This window comes from Streptomyces sp. XH2 (assembly GCF_049725035.1).
Taxonomy (GTDB): Bacteria; Actinomycetota; Actinomycetes; order Streptomycetales; family Streptomycetaceae; genus Streptomyces; species Streptomyces roseoverticillatus.
In genome coordinates this window covers 87,269-106,000 of the sequence record NZ_JBMMMZ010000014.1, presented here as the reverse complement: position 1 = coordinate 106,000, position 18,732 = coordinate 87,269, and the positions used below count along the sequence as shown (strand labels likewise).

The 18,732-nt window shown below is 70.4% G+C and carries 14 protein-coding genes and 1 tRNA gene; 6 read left to right on the top strand and 9 right to left on the bottom strand.

The window, feature by feature from the left end; genetic code table 11:
* Positions 1-37: 37 nt before the first annotated feature.
* Positions 38-943, bottom strand: a complete 906-nt coding sequence (locus ACOTKD_RS27580) for a LysR family transcriptional regulator (RefSeq protein WP_030369419.1) — start codon at positions 941-943, stop codon at positions 38-40.
* 88 nt (positions 944-1,031) lie between these two features.
* Between ACOTKD_RS27580 and ACOTKD_RS27575 the strand changes: the two genes are divergently transcribed.
* The 6 genes from ACOTKD_RS27575 (at position 1,032) to ACOTKD_RS27550 (ending at position 7,018) form a co-directional block, all read left to right on the top strand.
* Entirely contained in the window at positions 1,032-1,913 is an 882-nt protein-coding gene (locus ACOTKD_RS27575; RefSeq protein ID WP_424891682.1) for an alpha/beta fold hydrolase, read from the top strand.
* Positions 1,914-2,013: 100 nt separating this feature from the next.
* A tRNA-Cys gene (locus ACOTKD_RS27570) sits at positions 2,014-2,088 on the top strand.
* A gap of 82 nt (positions 2,089-2,170) precedes the next feature.
* Positions 2,171-2,935, top strand: a complete 765-nt coding sequence (locus ACOTKD_RS27565; RefSeq protein WP_424891681.1) for a DUF4190 domain-containing protein — start codon at positions 2,171-2,173, stop codon at positions 2,933-2,935.
* Positions 2,936-3,150: 215 nt separating this feature from the next.
* Positions 3,151-3,684 carry a hypothetical protein gene (locus tag ACOTKD_RS27560; RefSeq protein ID WP_424891680.1) on the top strand — a complete coding sequence of 178 codons (534 nt, stop codon included), beginning with the start codon at positions 3,151-3,153 and terminating at the stop codon, positions 3,682-3,684.
* Between the two features lie 38 nt (positions 3,685-3,722).
* Positions 3,723-5,855: a hypothetical protein gene (locus tag ACOTKD_RS27555; RefSeq protein ID WP_424891679.1), complete on the top strand. Its 2,133-nt coding sequence runs from the start codon at positions 3,723-3,725 to the stop codon at positions 5,853-5,855.
* A 62-nt stretch (positions 5,856-5,917) separates the two neighbouring features.
* Complete coding sequence (locus ACOTKD_RS27550) at positions 5,918-7,018, top strand: hypothetical protein (RefSeq protein WP_424891678.1); 1,101 nt, start codon at positions 5,918-5,920, stop codon at positions 7,016-7,018.
* Positions 7,019-7,030: 12 nt separating this feature from the next.
* Here ACOTKD_RS27550 and mycP read toward each other — a convergent pair whose 3' ends face one another.
* From mycP to ACOTKD_RS27510, 8 genes are all read right to left on the bottom strand, one after another.
* Positions 7,031-8,227, bottom strand: coding sequence for a type VII secretion-associated serine protease mycosin (mycP, locus tag ACOTKD_RS27545; RefSeq protein WP_424891677.1), 1,197 nt, complete (start codon positions 8,225-8,227; stop codon positions 7,031-7,033).
* A gap of 11 nt (positions 8,228-8,238) precedes the next feature.
* On the bottom strand, positions 8,239-9,834 hold the full coding sequence (locus ACOTKD_RS27540) for a hypothetical protein (RefSeq protein WP_424891676.1): 1,596 nt from the start codon (positions 9,832-9,834) through the stop codon (positions 8,239-8,241).
* Positions 9,835-9,858: 24 nt separating this feature from the next.
* Positions 9,859-10,338, bottom strand: coding sequence for a hypothetical protein (locus ACOTKD_RS27535; protein WP_424891675.1), 480 nt, complete (start codon positions 10,336-10,338; stop codon positions 9,859-9,861).
* Positions 10,339-10,463: 125 nt separating this feature from the next.
* Entirely contained in the window at positions 10,464-12,803 is a 2,340-nt protein-coding gene (locus ACOTKD_RS27530; RefSeq protein ID WP_424891911.1) for a xanthine dehydrogenase family protein molybdopterin-binding subunit, read from the bottom strand.
* A 23-nt stretch (positions 12,804-12,826) separates the two neighbouring features.
* Entirely contained in the window at positions 12,827-14,575 is a 1,749-nt protein-coding gene (locus ACOTKD_RS27525; RefSeq protein WP_424891674.1) for a 2Fe-2S iron-sulfur cluster-binding protein, read from the bottom strand.
* Between the two features lie 425 nt (positions 14,576-15,000).
* Positions 15,001-15,897 (bottom strand): FAD binding domain-containing protein, encoded by an 897-nt coding sequence (locus tag ACOTKD_RS27520; protein WP_424891673.1) that lies wholly within the window; start codon positions 15,895-15,897, stop codon positions 15,001-15,003.
* A gap of 298 nt (positions 15,898-16,195) precedes the next feature.
* Positions 16,196-17,845, bottom strand: coding sequence for a beta-N-acetylhexosaminidase (locus ACOTKD_RS27515; protein WP_424891672.1), 1,650 nt, complete (start codon positions 17,843-17,845; stop codon positions 16,196-16,198).
* 3 nt (positions 17,846-17,848) lie between these two features.
* Entirely contained in the window at positions 17,849-18,730 is an 882-nt protein-coding gene (locus ACOTKD_RS27510) for a carbohydrate ABC transporter permease (RefSeq protein WP_424891671.1), read from the bottom strand.
* Positions 18,731-18,732: the final 2 nt, after the last annotated feature.

Genomic DNA, 18,732 nt, shown 5'->3' with positions numbered 1-18,732 from the left:
AACCCAACGCGCGCTTATGGGTCGGCGCCCGTGTCCGTCAGCAGCCGACGCGCCGGGCGGCGACCGCTTTGAGCTCGTCCAGGACGAGTGCGGTCGCCGGGATCCGCAGATGGTCGCGCAGCACGTACGCCGAGACCTGGCGGCGCGAGGCCGGGTCGAGGGCGCGTCCGGTGATCCGGTCGTGGCGCATGAAGGACAGCACGAGGCCGGGCATCATCGCGATGCCGAGCCCCTCGGCGACCAGGGACTGGACGACGAGGTTGTCGTCGGTGGTGAAGGCTATGTCGGGCGCGAAGCCGACCTCGGCGCACTCGTGGAGGAAGTTGGTGCGGCAGCGCAGGCAGCCGGCGATCCAGCGCTCCCCGGCCAGGTCGGCGAGCTTGACGGCGCGGCGGCGGGCGAGGGGGTGCCCTATGGGCATCAGGACGGTGAGCTGGTCCTCCATAAGCGGTATCTCCACCAGCTCCTCGGGGACCTGTTCGTGCAGGCCGGGATAGGTGAAGGCGAGGGTGATGTCGCACTCGCCGCGCACGAGGCGGCGGATCGAGTCGGGCGGCTCGCCCTCCAGGAGCTCGACGCGGATGCCCGGGTGGTCGGCGGCGAGCCGGGCGAGCGCCTCGGGTATCAGCGTGGCGCTGGCGCTGGGGAAGGCGCAGACCCTGACGCGTCCGGCGCGCAGGCGCGTCAGCGAACTCATCTGCTGCTGGGCGGCGGTGAGGCTGTCGAGGATGGTCTCCGCGTGCCGGGCGAGCGCCTCGCCGGCCTCGGTGAGCCGCATGCGGCGGCCGACGCGGGTGAACAGCGGGGTGCCGACGGAGCGCTCCAGCGCCTTCATCTGCTGGGTGATCGCGGGCTGCGTGTAGCCGAGCACGCGGGCGGCCGCGGAGTACGAACCGGCCGTGACCACCGCGTGGAACGTCTTGATGTGCCGCGAGTCGAACACGCGGGAATCATAAGCGGAATTTGGGATAGCGGGGAGAGAGGTGAGAGGTAGCTTCTGGATTACCGGACAGAACAGATAGGGAGGACATATGCCGCATTACGCAACGTACGACGGAGTGGAACTGAGCTACCGAGTGCTGGAGGGGCCGGGGAACGCAGGCCCTCCACTGGTGTGCCTGGCGGGCGGCCCGGGGCGGGACGCCGCGTACCTGGGCACTCTGGGGGGCCTGGACGCCCACCGCACCCTGATCATCCCGGACAGCCGCGGCACGGGGGACTCCCCGCCCTCCCCCGAGCCGTGGGGGTACGCGTTCCCGGCCCTCGCCGAGGACCTGGAGTCCCTCCGCGAGCACCTGGGCCTGGAGACCTTCGCCCTGCTCGCCCACGACGCGGCCTGCGCGACGGCCCAGGCGTACGCGGCGCAGCACGGCCACCGCCTCACCCGGCTGGTGCTGGTCACCCCGGGCTCGCGGCTCCAGGGCGAACTGCCCGACGACGCCGAGGAGATCTTCGAGTCCCGCGCCACGGAGGACTGGTGGACGGACGCGTACGTGGCCGTCCACACCCTCCCCACGACCGCCGACATGGCCGAGGTCCGCAGCCTCCTGCTGCGCGCCGCCCCCATGGGCTACGGCCGCTGGGAAGCCCCCCAGCGCGCCCACGCCGCCACCGAACCCGACCAGCTCGGCCCCGTCCCCCGCGCCGGCTTCTGGCAGGGCGTCGACGACCCGGCCCGCCACGCCCTCCTCGACCGCCTCCCCGAGGTCGGCTGCCCGGTCCTGGTCATCACGGGCGACCGGGACGCACTGGCGGGCATGCGCGCCGGGGAGTTGGTGGCGGCGTCCTTCCGTACGGCGGCGGTCCGCACGCTGCACGGCGTGGGGCACTACCCGTGGGTGGACGAGCCGGACCTGTTCCGGCCGGTGGTGGAGGAATTCCTGGAGAGGGGTTACGACCCGGAGGCCGTGTGAACGCGCGATGGCAGTCGCGTTGCGGCGGGGGCGGGACCGTTGATCGAGGCAGGACAGGCCTCGTACGGTGAATCCACGAACAAAGCACGAAGCACGACTTGGCCGTGTGCCCGAGTGGTTGAGGGACTCGCCTGCAAAGCGAGTTACGCCGGTTCGATTCCGGTCACGGCCTCCAGGATTTCTGAGTAGGACTACTCAGGCCGGATTGAGTGAGCACGCGCTCCCGGGGAAAGCACGCCCCGAGGTGTGATGACGTCATGAAGACGAAGCCGCTGCCGGACCTCCCCGAGCTCCCCGACCTCACGCCGAAGCGGCCCAATGGCACCGGCAGGACGGCACTGGCGCTGGCCGTGACGGCGGTGCTGACCGCCGGCAGCGTCTGGGGCATTCCGCTGGCCATTCTGATCGGCCTGGCCGCGACGGTCTGCGGCACGATCGGCTGGAGGAGGGTGAAGCAGGACAAGGCGGATGAACGCGCCCCGGCGCTCATCGGTATCTCCCTGGGCGCCACGGTCACGGCTGTCTGCCTGGGCGTGACGATCTGGTTCATCAACGGCCTGTCCCACCTCGACGAAAGTCCCGAGGACCTGGTCTCCAGGGGCGGCGCGTACGAGACACCTCTGCACCCCGGCGGAACGGCGCGCTACCGGGACGGCGTACGGGTAACGGTGAGCAAGGCCCGCCGCGTCCCGAACCTCCCCGGGGACGTCGCCCTCGCGAAGGGCGAGGTGACCTACGAATTCTCGGTGACGTACGTCAACGACCAGGGAAGGTCCGTCGACTTGGCGTGGAACGGAATCAGGAGCGAACAGAAACTCATGCCGGGCAGCCTCACCCCCACCGGCCCCATGAGCCCGAAGTGGGACCGCGACCACCCCTGGTTCCCGAAGGAACTCGCCCCCCACGAAAAGGTCACGGTGAAACTGCACACCAACGCCCCACCGGACGCCACCACCCTGGACTTCACCTGCGCCCCGACGGACTACCGCCCCGAGGCCCACTGGCTACTGCCGCTCCGCTGACCTCACAGCGCGCCCAGCAGTCCTCAGCTTGGGGCGGACCTGGCGCGGAGTGTTGAGGCTGTGACTGAGATGAGCCCGGCCTGCGGCAGATCCGGCTACGACGAGATCCGTAAGGGGATGCATCCGGCGCGTCACCCTTGCTAGTTTCGAACAACTGATTGCCCTGGTGCGGCTGATGCAACAGGGCTCGGACCGACGAGACTTCCGAGGGAACCGTGGAGTTCGAAGACGAGTGGGGCAAACTGCGGGCCGAGTCGACGGCGCGGCTGGGAGGCTCAGGCCAGGCCGGCTCCCACGGAGCCGATGAGTCGCACACGCGGCTCAACGGCACGTCACCGGGCGCTTCCGGCGGAGCAGGTGACAATCAGGGGCTCGCCTCCTCCGCCGCCAAGAAGAAGGCGGCCGTCGGAGCTCTTGAGCAACACATCCAGCCCGACCTCGGCGCGGCCGGCAGGCTCATGGACACGGCCATGGAAGCCGCGGGCAAGGGATTCAAGGACTGGGCCACCGGTGCGGGCATCAACGAGGCGCTGAAGGGCTGGCGCGCCTCCGTGAAGGAGCTGCAGAACCGCCTCTCCGCCGAGAAATCCGCACTGAGCGGCACCAATGTGCTGCTCCGAGGGGCCGACAAGGGCCTGGGCGGCGAATTCGACCGCCGCTTCCCTGCCCCCGCCAGGCCTCCGTTCCTGCCCGGCCCCGTCCCGGCAAACGGTAGACCGCCGTTCCTCTCCGGTCTGGCGGACTACTGAAAGGGCACTTCCGGAACATGCTCACGTACCACCAGGTCATGACCACCGACCTCGCCTTGCTGACGACGGCGGCCGAGGAGTGGGACAAGGCAGCGAAGGACTTCGAGAAAGTACAGAAGGCCTACGACGGCCAGGTGCGGAACGTCGCTGTTGACGGCTCGTGGACCGGCGTTGCCCGCACATTCGCCGAGATGGCCAACAAGCAGACATATGAGCAGTTCAGCGCAGCTGCCAAGGAAGCTCGTGCGCTCGCCTCCCTCCTACGGGATGCTCACGCCCAGTTCACGGATCTGCGCGGCAAGCTCAAAGCACAGGTCGCAAAGGCCGAAGAAGCCGGCATGAAGGTGTCCGACGACGGCACCGCCCGCTTCGACTTCGAGAAGGCGGACAAGGCCCTCGCGAACGCAGCGCGCCACGACCCCGACCTCCACACCACGGAGAGCAACTGGTCCAAGTCCATCGGCGATCTCGTCCAAGCCTTTGACGATGCCGACCAGGGAGTCAAACTGGCCCTGACGGCCGCCGCCCAGGACTCCGACCCTCTCGACGGGTTCGACCACGGCTTCAACGCCAAGGCCGAGGGCGACATCGAAAAGGTCGAGGGCCGCCGCCAGGCGGAACTGGCTCGTCTCTCGCACTGGGACGACAAGCAGCTCGCCGAGATGCAGCGCCTGCAACGCGACAACAAGAACAGCGCTGAGTTCAGCCAGACCTTCCTCGCCGAGCTCGGCGCGGACAAGACCATCGACTATGCCAACAGGCTGCGCGGACTGACCAGCGGGGACAAAAAGCAGGAATACGAGCAGTTGCAGAACAGCCTCGCGACGAACATCGCCAGCGCGACGCGCGACGCAAATTCGCCCTTCTATGAGAAGTGGCGCGAGGATCTGCGCAAGGCCGGTACGAAGAACTACGGCAGCAAGACGGACCCGTACTACGGCTACCAGTCCTTCGTCAGCCTCATGGAACACCACGACCGGTACGGCAAACAGTTCCTCCACGACCTCGGCAACGACATCATCGACACGGAGAAGAAGGACAAGGACATCTGGACGCAGTGGCGCAGGCATCCCGGCATAGCGAGCGACCCTCTCGATCACCTGCTGGGAATCATGGGCAAGGACCCCGCCACCGCGACCTCATTCCTCGACCCCGGTACGGATGGCAAGAACGACCACCTGAAATACCTGCTCAAGGACCGCGACTGGCCGAAGATCGCACTGAATGGCCCGGGAGCACTGCTCTCCCAGGACGATCCGGCGGCCCGCATCGGGCTCGGGGCCGCCCTTGAGGCTGCGGCGACAGGTGAAGTGCCCGGCGCCAAGCACGCACTGGGCGGGCACACCGAGGCCGAGGCACGCGTCATGCACGACACCCTCCGTACCCTCAACGAGGGTGGCAAGGGCGACAAGCTCCCCGCGACTCTGCGTGCCCCGCTCGGGAACATGCTCACGGACTACACGACCGACACCCACGAGATCCTTTCCCGCACCAACGAGGACTACAAGAAGCTGGGCGAGGAGGGCGGCGTATGGAAGGACGGCAATACCGTCCGTATGGCCGTCCACAAGGACGACCTCGTCAAGATCATGCGTGGGGTCGCTGACGACCCCACGGCCTATGCGTCGATGTACAACGCCGAACGGCAGTACGCCGCGGACACGCTGGTCCGCGTACCCTTCAACGGCAACCCCGACGACCGTGCGGCCGTCATCGAAGCCGCCTCGTCGGTCTACGGCTTCTATGACGGAGTGAGCTCCGACGTCGTGTTCGACAAACGCGACAAAGCCATCCAGTGGGCCCGCGACGTCAGCCATGCCGTGACCGGCACTTCCGGGGCAGCCCTCAACTTCGTACCGGCAAAGATCGGAGGCGAGGACACCCCGAAGGGCGTCAAGATCGGCGCGGACGTCCTCAACCGCATTACCGATTTCGCCATGTACGAGTGGACGAAAGAGCAGATCAGCGAAGCATCCCAGGCGGCTGGGGAACAAAACCGGGCGGAGTTCAACCACGGCCAGCGGCAGGTGGACAGTCTCATCGTGGAATGGGGCGCGAAGAACGACCACAAAGCCACTGACGGGCTCGTGCGCCACCTGGTGGGATCGGGGCAGGAGCGCCACGACAGCGCCCGAAATGAAGCATTCATCGCCCTGGACCGCGAGAAGTAGCGCGCGCTCGCGATGGCGCCTCGGCGGCCCGTATCGTCTGAACCCGTACAAGGACTGTGACCGTGACCCGTACGCGCCCCCGTCGGCTGATCACCATATCCGCTGCTCTCGTCGGCCTACTGCTCGTCGCCGGAGGAGCGTTCTACTTTTCAGGCAGTTACGAGAACTGGCGCGATGAGCGGTCCTTGAGCGCCGCCTGCAAAGGCCTGCTGTCCAAGGAGGACACCCGCTCCGTGTTGGGCGGAAGGCAGGCCTACGCGCAGCAGGACCATCAATTTGACTACCTCTTCTCCAAGGACGGCAATAACGGTCGCATCGCCGACTGCGTTCTGAAGGGCCGGAAGGCCCACAGCGTTGTCGCGGTGGACGTCCGCTGGTCCTCGAAGACGCGTGCCCCGCTGAAGACACTGGCGTCTGAACTGCAACAGAACCCTCGCACCGGCACTGTCCCGATGGGGTCCGGATGGCCCGGGTCGATAGCGAGTGACGATGACCAGCTCTTCGGGATCGTCGAGCTCACCTGCCGCAATAAGCCGGACGAGAGTTTGCTGGTCTCTTCGCGCGTTCTCTACCTGGACGCCGATGACGAAAGCAGAGCGGGCCTCGCCCGCTTCACCACCGTCGCTGCGAAGAACGCGGCGGAAAGGGTCGGCTGCGACGCCGCCGTGGGCAAGGACATCGGCAACGTCGCCCCCGCGCCGGACCGGAACCCTGTCCAGATCGGCAAGGCGACCGGGACATGCGCCCCGGTGATCGCACTCGGCGCAGGAGCCGAGCAAGCCGGAGCCGTCTCCGCGGCCGACGCCCCTTCCGATCCACACGCGCCGGCAGAGGACTGTTCTCTGACCGACGCCCACGGCAACCAGCTCTACCAGCTGACAGCTTCCTACGGGAGCCTCGCCGAGAACATGCGCCGCGGGTCCAGGGAATTCGAGGCGACCGACGAGTCCGGGTTCAACGAGGAAGGCCACCGCGGCTATGGCAGCGCCCAGTGCGCCACGAGTGGCAAGCGCTCCTTCTACACGCTGAAGGCCGTCTCGCGCGGCGCCGGAAAGGGCCTCACCGTCAAGGCCCCTGACCCGCATTTCGAGCGCGCAGCACTCAAGGCATTCGCCGAGCAGTCAGCGAAGACACACGGCTGCCGTGATGTGAAACTCCCATGACCTAGGGATACTTCAGAGAACAGCGCCATCTCGGCCGACGTTGCGACGTCGGCTGAGGACGATGGGGGTGGCAATGGCCGCTCCCAGCACGACGGCTGCGCCGACGCCGAGAACGATCCACTTGGTGGGGGTGCCGCTGCTATTGCTCTCCGAGGCTTCGGTGCCGGTGTGCTTCGAGGCGCTGTCGGAAGTGCCCTGCCCGTCACCACTCTTCGGACTCTGCGAAGGCGCCGGCCCGGGGAGGGGATTCACGTCGGCCGGGCCCGGGTCGCCCGGGTCCTTGAGGGCAATACGGGGGCGGACGGCGCCGTAGCCTACGTAGTCGTTGCGCTTTTCAGCCGTTCCGGTGCCGCCGGCGGTGTTAATGAGGACGCGGGTTACCTGGTTGGCAGTCCAGGTGGGGTGGATGGACCAGATTAGAGCGGCGGAGGCGGAGGCGAGGGCGGTGGCATCGCTGGTGCCATTGCCTCGGCAGAGTTCAGTACCGCCCGCGCAGGCCGCGTACATATCTGTGCCTGGCGCAGTCAAATCCACCTGGGGGCCGTGCTGCGACCAACTTGCTGCGGCACCTTCCTGATCAACGCCAGCTACGCCGATGACGCCCGGGTAAGCGGCCGGGTACTCCACCGCGTTGCCCTTGTCACCCGAGTTACCAGCCGCGGCGAAGATCATCTTCCCCTTACTCAAGGCATAGGAGATGGCCTTCTCCTCTTCCTCATCTCCTGGGCCACCCAGCGAAATATTGATGATCTTTGCATCAGACTCCGCTGCGTAGTGGAGTGCGTCGACCATGGACTTCGTGCCGTCCAAGGCGGTCCCTTTCTGCCTCACGCGGACAGGAAGGATCTTCGCCCCAGGAGCCAGGCCGTAGGACCCTGTAACACGTCCTCTCTTTCCCGTTCCGGCAATGAGGGCCGCCATCTTGCTGCCGTGGCCTTCGGTATCCGTGCGTGCGTCGTCCGGCTGCCCTGAGAAGTTCTTCCCTTCGAGTACCTGGCCTTGAAGGTCGGGCAGGCTCGCATCGACTCCAGTGTCGATCACAGCCACTGTGACGCCGACGCCGGTACTCGTCTCCCACATCTCCTCTGCGTGCATCACATCCAGATGCCACTGGCGAGAGCGGACGGTGTCGGCGCGAGCTGGCGAGGCCGCCGCCCCCGTCACGATTAGCGTGACGAGCAAAGAAGCAACGGCACGAGTACTGCGCATGTGGATGTCCTCTACTCAATCACCGGCGGCACAACACGCTTGTCGTCCTGGTTCCAGGTCTCCTCATCTTCGACCAGGTAGTCGGGGCGTCGACCGCCGGACCGCCTCTCCGGAGAGGCGCCAGCCACGCCTGCCGCAGGCATGAAGCCGCCCATCATCCCCGGCCGCCCAGAGGCATTGTTGCGGTTCTCCCCCGTGCCCGCGCCACGGACCAGACCAGTGCCGCCCGGAGTGAAGGCTCCGCTGCCACCAGGGCGGCCTCCGACGATTCCACCCGGCTCCGTTGCTCTGGCTCTGCCTGCTCCGGCTCCTGGGCTACTGGTTGCAGGCCCGGGCATCCCGCCGAAACCCGTACCGGGGACCATGGGCGGTCGGGTCTGCCCCTGCCGCGGAGAAGGCTCCGTACCGAATACCGGAACCCGTCCCGGGTTCTGTGTCGGCACGGAGGGTCCACGCGGCGTGAGGCGACCACCAACGATGCCATCGCGCGGCACGTTCGGCAGCCGAATGTCCGGACGGCGGCTGGTGCCAGGCTCGGTCTCTGGAATCGGAATGCTGGGGGTCGGCCGCCCGACCCGATCAGGGATTGGCCTTCCCGGGCGGCGGTCCGCATCGGGACGCCCTTGAGGTCCAGGCCAGTTGGGTACAGGGATATGCGGCACAGGAATCTGCGTCTTCCCGGCATCCGGCGGAGTGACCGGATGCCGTTCCGGCTGCGGAACTGTCACGCGCGGGGGTGTGTCAACGCCGCCGGAGAGATCGAGTTCTGGCCGCCGAACTAGCCGTTCCGCAGGTCCGGACGGCGTCGAGACGCCGCCAGGACCGCTACCAGCCGAGGCAGCGCCCGCGTAGCCCGCTGGCGAGATCCTAGCCGCTGAACCCGTCGACGGCGCTCCGGCACCGTCGACAGGGAAGTCGACATACTCACTCGGGTCGCTTGGCGACTTCTTGGCCGGCATCACCTTTTCCGGCATAGGCCGAAAATTAGGCCTGGGCGCCCGCAAGATCTGCGTCGCCGACTGGTCGTACGACTCCGACAGCGCCTTCATCAGCCCAGCTGCTGCCTTGTGGTTGTCATCAAGCCGCTTCTGGGCGTCGTACGCCTCTTTCTGCGTAGGGCCGCCGCTCACCAGGTTGTTGCCGCCGAGAGGCTCCAGGCCGGGCATGGGGACCTTGCCCAGTGCCAGCGGGTGGTTCTTCAGCCAGGCGTCGACCGTGGCCTTGTCCTGCGGCGAGTACTTCGGCATACGTCGCGCGCTGCCCAGGTCCGTGGACGCGAAGTTCATCCACTTGTCGACCTCCTTGGCGTAATCGCTGAGCCGGAGCGTCTCATTGGCCAGGGAGTTGCCCCACTTACGAAAGGCTTCGCCAGCCGGCCCCGACCAGACGACGCCCTCCATGTGCTTCTTGAGGTCATCGCCGAGCTTCTTGACGGCCTGGGCCGCGCCGTTGAGGGTGAGGGCGACCGCGAAGACGCGGTGCTGGTCCGCGTTCTCGACCATGGCTTGGAGCTTCTCGTGCGGGATGGCGTAGAAGTTCTGGACAGGCGTGCACATCGGCAACTGCCGTGGGTCCTTGTCACTTCTGGGCAAGGCTTGGTCGGTCATGGGTGCTGTGCTTCCTTCCCTCGTCTAGAAGTGGGTGGGCCTGCCTGATCCCTTGTTGCCGCCATCGGCGGGCAGTTCCGTACGGGGTCCCGTCCTCGACGTGTGCGGCTGTGCCGGTTCAGCATCCCGGTCGAGCTTCGGGTCGTACTGGCGCTGCATCCGCTCATGGATCGCCCAGAGCTTCTCGCGCTCCTCCGCATCTGCGTTGGCGTAGCCTCCGTGGGCTTCCAGCATGGCGTCGCCGAGTGCCCCGATCTGGTCGTTCAACAGCTGGGACAGCGTCACCAAGTCAGCGTGGACGGAGTGGTAGACCCCGTAGAGCGCCGCTGCGGCGTTGAAATCCTGGCCCAAGTGGGCTTGCGTCAATGCCGTGTCGGCGACCTTGCTCGGTGCCCCATCGGACTCGTCGAGCGTCCTCAGCAGCTCGTCCACCCGGCCCTTGAACTTCTTCAGCGAGGCCAGTTCTGCTGCGAAGCCCCCCTTGGGCGATGCCTGCTCAGTCACGTGCGCCTCTTCACTGCCTTCCCCACCCCTTGGCCGCCCGCCAACCCTCGGCCATCACATGTAACTTCACGCTACACACTACTGCCGTGCAGTGACACTCACATGAGTACGGGTACTCAAGCCCCTCAGGAGTTGACGGACACCGCCACCGCCGCCTGCGGCCGGATCGGCAGGCGGTTGACCGGGCGGCCCGTTGCCGCCCGTACCGCCGCTGCCACCGCCGCCGGGGACGTCACGACCGGCACCGCGCTGATCGCCTTGGCGCCGAACGGGGCGACGACGTCCCGTTCCTCGACCAGCTTCACGATGTGGACGTCGGGGGTGTCCAGGGACGTGGGCAGGGGGTAGCCCGTGAAGTCCGGGCGGCGGAGCAGGCCGCCTGCCGTGCGGAGGTTTTCCGTCAGCGCCGCGCCCACGCCCTGGGTGATGCCCGCTTCGATGCGGGCCCTCGCCTGCGCGGGGTTCAGGACCCGGCCCACGTCCTGGGCCACGGCCATTTCGACCACCCGCACCGAGCCCAGCTCGACGTCCACGTCCACGACCGCACGCACCGCGCAGAAGGCGATGCCCACGAACGCGTCGCCCTGGCCCGACTCGTCCAGCGGCTCCGTCGGGTGGGGGCGGCACTGGGCCGTGGCCCAGAGTTCCTTGCCGTCCAGGGCCTCGGCGACCGTCGTGCTCAGGACGCCGTCGTACGAGGTGATCTTGCCGTCGGTGATCGTCAGGAGCTCCGCCGACATGCCGAACTGCGCGGCCAGCGGCTGCAGCAGTTGCGTCCGCACCATCCGCGCCGCCCGCTCGACCGCGCCGCCCGAGACCCACGTGTGGCGGCTGTGCGCGCCAGGGCCGGAGGGGGGCTGGTCGGTGTCGACGGGGGCGATGTAGACCTCTTCGATGCCCAGGACTTCCTGGACGATCTGGCGGGCCAGCGTCGAGAAGCCCTGGCCCGTCTCCACCGCCGCGCAGATGACCGTGGCCACCGATCCCGTGACCTTGACCGTCGCCGTCGAGACCTCGTCCGCGCCCTCCGCGCCGAGCATGTGCACCATGCCCAGGCCGTAGCCGACGCCGCGCCGCACCGCGCCGGGCTCGCCCGCGCCGTCGGGGCCGCCGGGCAGCACCCACTCCTCCTCGGGGTCGTCGGAGGGGAGGGCGGGCAGCGGGTAGTCGCGGACGGCGCGCAGGAGTTCGGCGACGGGCGCGGGGCAAGTGACGGTCTGGCCGGTGGGCAGCAGGTCGCCCGTGGCCATCACGTTGCGCAGGCGCAGCTCCGCCGGGTCGAGGCCCAGGCGCGCCGCGAGCTTGTCCATCTGGCCCTCGTACGCGGCGCACACCTGCATGGCGCCCTCGCCGCGCACGTGGCCGGACGGCGGGTTGTTCGTACGGACCGCCCAGCCCTCGACGAAGGCGTGCGGGACCACGTACGGGCCGCAGGCGAAGGCCACGGCGGCGGCCAGGGCGTCGGACGACGTGTCGGCGTAGGCGCCCGCGTCCAGCAGGATCTGCGCCTCCACCTTCACCAGCTTGCCGTCGGCGTCCGCGTGGTGGCGGTAGCGCAGCAGGGTGGGGTGGCGGTGCGGGTGGCCGAGGAAGGACTCCTCGCGGGTGGCGACGAGCTTGACGGGGTGGCCGGTGCGCAGCGCGAGCAGGCCGAGCGGCAGCTGCATGCCGGGGTCCTCGCGGTCGCCCGTCGCCCCGGGCACGCCGGTGACGACGATCTTCACGCGCTCCGGTGCCAGGCCGAAGCAGGCCGCGGCGAGGTCGCGGTCGGCGTGCGGGTCCGTCGAGGCGGTGTAGATCTCGACGCCGCCGTCGGGGCGGGGCACGGCCAGGCCGGCCTCGGCGCCGATGGGCGCGGGGTCCTGGCGGCCGATCCGGTACAGGCCCTCGACGATCACCTCGCCGACGGCCTCCGGGTCGCCGAAGCGCAGCGGGATGTGGCGGATCAGATTGCCGTCGGGGTGCAGCGGCTCGGCGGAGAACGCCTGCTCGGGGTCGGTGACCGGCTCCAGCACCTCGTACTCGACGGCGATGGCCGCCGCGGCCAGCCGCGCCGTGTCGGGGTGGTCGGCCGCGACGGCGGCGATCGGCTCGCCGTGGTGGCGCACGATGCCGGACGCGAAGACCGGCCGGTCGGCGACCTTGCGGCCGTGGGCGGCGTCGCCCGGCACGTCCGCGTGCGTGATGACGGCGCGGACGCCCGGCATCCGGGCGGCCTCGGACGTGTCGATCGACAGGATGCGGGCATGCGGGTGCGGGGAGCGCAGGAGCGCGGCCCACAGCAGGCCTTCCGCCCACAGGTCGGCCGCGTACGGGTAGATGCCCTGGGTCTTGGCCTCCGCGTCGGCCGGGCGGAGGGAGGCGCCGATGCCGAGCGTCGGTTCGGCGGGGCCGCCGGGCGCGGCGAGCGTGGGGACGGTGATGGCCGTGGCACCGCCATCGGTCAGGCCGGCCGTTCCCGTCATGCCGCCCATTCCGCCGCTGCCCGTCATGCCGTCGCCCTTCCGCTACCCCCGCCGTGCGGGCCCGCCTGGTGCGGGATGCGGGCCTGGTCCGCATCCGGCTGCACGGCCTCGTACTGCTGCTGCTCGTACTGCTGCTGTGCGTCCTGAAGCCCCTGTGGGATCCCCTGCTGGATCCCCTGCTGGATCCCCTGCTCAAGTCCCTGTTCGAGACCCTGCTGGAGCTCCTGCTCGTGCGCCGCGGCCGCCTCGCGCTCGCCGACGACCTGGCGGACCGCGTCCAGCACGCCCCGGTATCCGGAGCAGCGGCAGAGGTTGCCGCAGATGGCCTGGCGGGTCTCCAGCTCGGTCGGGGCGTGGTTGCCCTCCAGCAGGTCGTGCATGGTCATCGCCATGCCCGGCACGCAGAAGCCGCACTGCACGGCGCCGCACTCGGCGAGCGCCCGCTGCACGTCGGACGGCCGGCCGTCGACGGCCAGGCCCTCGACCGTACGGACCTCCGCGCCGGCGGTCGTGGCCGCCGGGACGAGGCAGGACGCGACGAGCCGCCCGTCGACCTGCACGGAGCAGGCCCCGCACTCGCCCTGCGAGCAGCCGTCCTTGGCCCCGGCCAGGCCGAGGCGCTCGCGCAGCACGTACAGCAGCGACTCGCCGATCCAGGCGTCGGTCACGGGCCGGTCGGTGCCGTTGACGCGCAGGACGTACGAGGCGCAGGGGTGCTCGGTGTGGGGAGCGAGGGGATGGGCCCCGAGGGGGTCCTGGCCGAGCGGGTCGTGCCCGAGGGGGGCGTACGCGGGCGGCGCGGGGTCCTCGTGGGCAGGTCCGCCGGCTGCCGGCGCGGTGGCGGAATCCGCCGCGACACCTGCGCCTGCACCTGCGCCTGCACCTGCATCGCCACCGGCACCGGCACCTGCAGCAGCTGCGGCACCGGCCGTCTCCGGCCCGCTCTGCTGCGGTACGAACGGCTCCGGCTGCATGTCCGGCTCGGCGGGCTGCTCCGCCTCTGCGGACTGTCCCGGCTCCTGGGACAGCGTCGGCAGACCGGGCTGCTCGGGCGGCCCGGCTTGCCCGGTCCGCTCGGCCTGCCCGAGCCCCTCGGCCATCCCGGCATGCCCGGTATGCCCGGCCTGCTCCTCGTGACCGAACGACTCCGCGTGCATCGGCTGATGCTGTGGCGCGGACTGAGCGACGGGCTGCTGATGCTCCGGCTCGCCCGCCGGGCCCTCAGCCTGCTCCGGCTGCGCCGACCGCTCCGGCTCCTCCACCGCCGCGGCCGTCTCCGCCCCGCCCGGAACATCGCCCGTACCGGTGACATCCGTGACGTACTGCGGCACGGTGAACGCGCCCGTCACGTCCACGGCCGGCGACTCGCCGGAAGCGGAATTCTCGGCGGCCGGGTTCGTAAACCCGTCCAGCGCGTACTCACCGGACGCGTCGGCCGCGTCGGCAGCGTCCTCGGGCACAACCGGAACCGACCACTGGCCGGTGTCACCCGCAATGGGCGTACCGGCGGCAGGCGTGGCCGCGGCCAGCGACTGGCGCCAGGAGTCGTCCACGGGCTGCGCGGACCAAGGAGCCGGGGCCTGGGCCGGAACCGGAGCCGCGCCCGCGGGCTCCTGCACCGAGCCGCCCCGGACCAGGTACTCGCCGGACTCGTCGACGGGGTCGTCGCCCGCGGCCGGAACGGACCACTGGCCGGTCGAACCCGTCGAGCCGTCCCCCGGCATCGGCCACTCCGCGGTGGCCTGCGGATCGGCGCCGTGCGCCTCGTGCACATCGTGAGCACCATGCGCATCGTGAGCACCGTGTACGTCATGAGCGCCGTGTACGTCATGAGCACCGTGCACGTCATGACCGCCATGCACATCGTGAGCACCGTGCGCACCGCCGTCATGACCGCCATGACCGCTATGACCACCATGAACCTCAGGCTGAGGCACCTGAGGCACCTGAGGCCACCCACCGTGCGCCCCCGCCGCCGGAGCTTGCTGCCACGAGTCCGCGGACGGCGGTACGTATCCGCCCGAACCGGCCGCGGCCAGCGGGTCCCAGGCGCCCGTGCCGGACATGGCCGCGCCCGGGTGGGCGAGGAGCTCCGGGGGCAGCTGCAGGAACGTGGTGCCCTCGTCGTACTCCCCGCCGCGCGGGATCGGCTCCCAGCCGGCGGGGCCGGCGGTGTGGGCCTGTCGCTGTTCGTCACTCACGCGAGTGCCCTCCCCAGTGCTCGGCGGGCCAGAGTCGCCACCGTACGACGCAGGTGCAGCGCGGCGGGCGGCAGGGTGCCCGGCTCCCCGCCGTCGGGAGCGGGCGCGGGGTCCGGGATGCACGCCGCGGCGACGTACTCGCCGAAGGCGGCGCACGCCTCGGGGGCGAGCGTGCGCTCGCCGTCCCAGTCGATGAGCGAGGCGACCCAGCGCTCGGCGTCGAGGGGGCGCAGCGGCATGGGCGCGACGGCGCCCACCGCGCAGCGCACGCCCCGCCGGGCGGGGTCGAGGACGACGGCCACGGACGCGGTGGCGCGGCCGGGGCCGGTGCGTCCGGTGGCCTTGAGGAAGGTCTGCGGGGCGTGCAGCAGGGGCACGCGGACGTAGCCGATGAGCTCGCCGGGGCCGAGCATCTCGTAGCCGGCGAGGAGGTGGCCGACGGGGATCTCGCGGCGGCTGCCGCCGGGCCCGGCGATGACGAGGGAGGCTTCGAGGGCGGCGAGGACGGGCAGGGCGTCGCCGGTCGGGGCGGCGGAGGCGATGTTGCCCCCGAGCGTGCCGGCGTTGCGGATCTGGGGCGGGCCGGCGGCGCGCGCGGCGGCCGCGAGCGCCGGGATGAGGGCCGCGAAGTCGGGGCGGCCCATCCGGGCGTGGGTGAGGCCGGCGCCGAGCAGGGCGTGGCCGTCCTGGTACTGCCAGCCGCGGATCTCGCTGATGCGGCCGAGGCCGACGAGCCCGGCGGGCCGCAGCAGCCCGGAGTTGACGGCGGCCATCAGATCGGTGCCACCCGCGACGGGCACGGCCGCGGGCATGGCGGCCAGCGCCGCCACGGCCTCGTCGAGCGAGCCCGGCAGCGTCACCGTGTGCGCTGCCTGCGGTGCGTGCGTGGTCAACCCAGCTGCCCCTTCCCCGGTGGTCCCGGCTGTCCGGCCTGATCCCGCCGTACGATCCCGCCGTACGGTACGTCCTCACGGCCCGGACGTGGCAACTCTGGCACATCTTCGGACTCCGCCGTCGCGAGGGTCCACGAACCGCCGATCCGTCCCCGGCAATGCGAATGGTCCGATTTTCGGGAGTGTCCCCGTTGTGTACGGATTGCCATTGTCAGGGGGCCTTTTTGCGACTTACGGCAGTGTGTGAAGGACCACCGTGCCAGCCGTCCGCCGCCGGGACGCGCAGCTTGGCCGTGGCTCACACGATCGGGGGCGCGCCCTCGATCGGGCGTCCGAGCACACCGGGGCGGCGCTGCCAGGGCCTGGGGCCGCCCGGGGGCCGGTAGTCCACGCCGAGGGCGTCGAGCCGGGCGTAATGCGCGGTCATCCGGCGTTCGAACGCCGGGTAGTCCCGCTCGGCGGGGGCGGGCAGGTGCGACCAGACGGTCTCGGCGAAGGCGGCGAGGCGCGGGAAGGCCTGGTAGTCGAGGCGCTGCTGGTTCTCCGTCACCTCGCTCCACAGGTTGGCCTGGGCGCCCAGGACGCGGGCGGCGCCGGCCTCGCCGAGCCCCGGCGGCACGGGCTCGAAGCGGTAGACGTCCTCCAGGGTGCGGACGTAGCCGATGGGTACGGGCTCGTCCGTACCGGCCGCCTGCCGGTGGTCGAGGTACACCTGCTGTTCGGGGCACATGACGACGTCGTGCCCGGCGCGCGCGGCGGCGATGCCGCCCGCGTACCCCCGCCAGGAGGAGACGGTGGCGCCCTCCGCCAGGCCCCCTTCGAGGATCTCGTCCCAGCCGACGAGGCGTCGGCCGCGCCCGGCCAGCCAGCGGTCGAAGTGCCGGATGAACCAGCTCTGCAGCTCGTCCTCACCGGCCAGGCCCAGCTCCCGGATCCGGGCCCGCGCGGCCGGCGACGCCTTCCACTGGTCCTTGGGGCACTCGTCGCCGCCGATGTGCACGAAGGGGGACGGGAAGAGCTCCAGGACCTCGGTGAGCACGTCCTCGTAGAAGGCGAGGGTCCGGTCGGACGGGGCGAGGACGTTCGGGCTGACGCCCCACGTGTCCCACACCGTCAGGGCGGCGGTGTCGACGACGTCCGAGTTGCCGAGCTCCGGATACGCGGCGACGGCGGCCTGCGAGTGGCCCGGGATGTCGATTTCCGGGACGACGGTGATGTGCCGCTCGGCGGCGTACGCGACGATCTCGCGGATGTCGTCCTGCGTGTAGTAGCCGCCGTGCGGCCGCTCGTCCCACAGCGGCGAGGCCCGGTGCCCGAGCTTGGTGCGGGAGCGCCAGGCGCCCACCTCCGTGAGCCGGGGGTGGCGCCGGATCTCGATCCGCCAGCCCTGGTCGTCCGTCAGGTGCAGGTGCAGGACGTTGAGCTTGTGCGCGGCGAGCAGGTCCAGGTACCGCAGCACGCCGTCCTTGGGCAGGAAGTGGCGGGCGACGTCGAGGAGGACGCCGCGCCACCGGAACCGCGGCGCGTCCTCGACGGCGACCGCGGGGAGCTCCCACTCCCTCTTCTGCGTGACCGGCGCCCGCCGGAAGGCCTCCGGCCCGAGCAGCTGACGGAGGGTCTGCGCGCCCCAGAAGGCCCCGGCCGCGCTGCCGCCGCCGATCCTCAGGACACGGCCGTCCACGGCGATGCGGTAGCCCTCGGGGCCGAGCTCCCGCCCGGCAGCCGGGTCGACGCTCAGCACGATGCGGCTGTCACCGTCCTCGCCCGGTGCGAGCGGCCCGCCCGGCGCGAGCGGCAGCCCCGTCGCGGCGCCGACGGTGGCGCGCAGCCAGCGGGCGACGCCCTCGGTGCCGGGCCGCGCCTCGAGCAGGGTCTCCTCGCCGAGGACGTACGGCCCGGCGGCCGGCACCTCACGGACCGATGCCGGCCCGGGGATCAGACGGGTCATGTGTCAGCCCTTCACCGCTCCGCCGAGGCCCGACACGAGCCTCCGCTGGACGAGTACGAAGAAGACGAGCACCGGCACGGTCATGACGGTGGACGCCGCCATGATGCCGCCCCAGTCGTTGCCCTCGTCCTTGAAGAAGACGAGGAGCGCCATCGGGAGGGTGGAGTTCTCGGTGGCGCTGACGATGAAGGACTTCGCGAAGAGGAAGTCGTTCCACGTCGAGATGAACGAGAAGACGCTCGTCGCGACGAGCCCGGGGAAGACCAGCGGGAAGAGGATCCGCCACAGGAAGCGGGCGCGGGTCGCGCCGTCGAGGTACGCGGCCTCCTCCAGCGTCTCCGGCACCGCCCGGACGAACCCGCGCAGCATCCAGACCGCGAAGGGCAGCGAGAAGGCGAGGTGCGGCAGGATCAGCGAGCCGAGCGTGTTGAGTCCGATGCCGGGCACGTACGCGCCCGCGTCGCGCAGGAGGAAGAACAGCGGGATGGTGAGCGCCTCGACCGGCACCATCTGGGCGACGAGGAACATCACGAGCAGGGTCGTCCGGAACCGGAAGCGGAACCGGGTGACGGCGGTCGCGGCGAGGAAGGCGACGACCGCGGAGACGACGACCACGGTGCCCGCGACGAGCAGGCTGTTGAGGAAGTAGCGCGCGAAGTCCTGCTGCCCGAAGACGCGGCGGAAGGCGTCCAGGGAGGGCGTCTGCGTCCAGGGGCGGGGCCGGTCGCTCAGCACCTCCCCCTCCGGCTTGAGGGCCGAGAGCACCATCCAGTACAGGGGGAAGGCGACCACGGCCGCCGTCAGCAGCGCCGCCGCCTCCGCCGCGAGCCGGCCGTACCGCCCGCCCCGCCCGTGCCACCTGCCCGGTCCGGGCCGCCGTCTCATGT

Coding starts and splice junctions, on each gene's coding strand:
- ACOTKD_RS27575 (WP_424891682.1), top strand. CDS start 1,032: ATGCCGCATTACGCAACGTACGACGGAGTGGAACTGAGCTACCGAGTG.
- ACOTKD_RS27565 (WP_424891681.1), top strand. CDS start 2,171: ATGAAGACGAAGCCGCTGCCGGACCTCCCCGAGCTCCCCGACCTCACG.
- ACOTKD_RS27555 (WP_424891679.1), top strand. CDS start 3,723: ATGACCACCGACCTCGCCTTGCTGACGACGGCGGCCGAGGAGTGGGAC.
- mycP (WP_424891677.1), bottom strand. CDS start 8,227: ATGCGCAGTACTCGTGCCGTTGCTTCTTTGCTCGTCACGCTAATCGTG.
- ACOTKD_RS27540 (WP_424891676.1), bottom strand. CDS start 9,834: ATGACCGACCAAGCCTTGCCCAGAAGTGACAAGGACCCACGGCAGTTG.
- ACOTKD_RS27530 (WP_424891911.1), bottom strand. CDS start 12,803: ATGACGGGAACGGCCGGCCTGACCGATGGCGGTGCCACGGCCATCACC.
- ACOTKD_RS27515 (WP_424891672.1), bottom strand. CDS start 17,845: ATGACCCGTCTGATCCCCGGGCCGGCATCGGTCCGTGAGGTGCCGGCC.
- ACOTKD_RS27510 (WP_424891671.1), bottom strand. CDS start 18,730: ATGAGACGGCGGCCCGGACCGGGCAGGTGGCACGGGCGGGGCGGGCGG.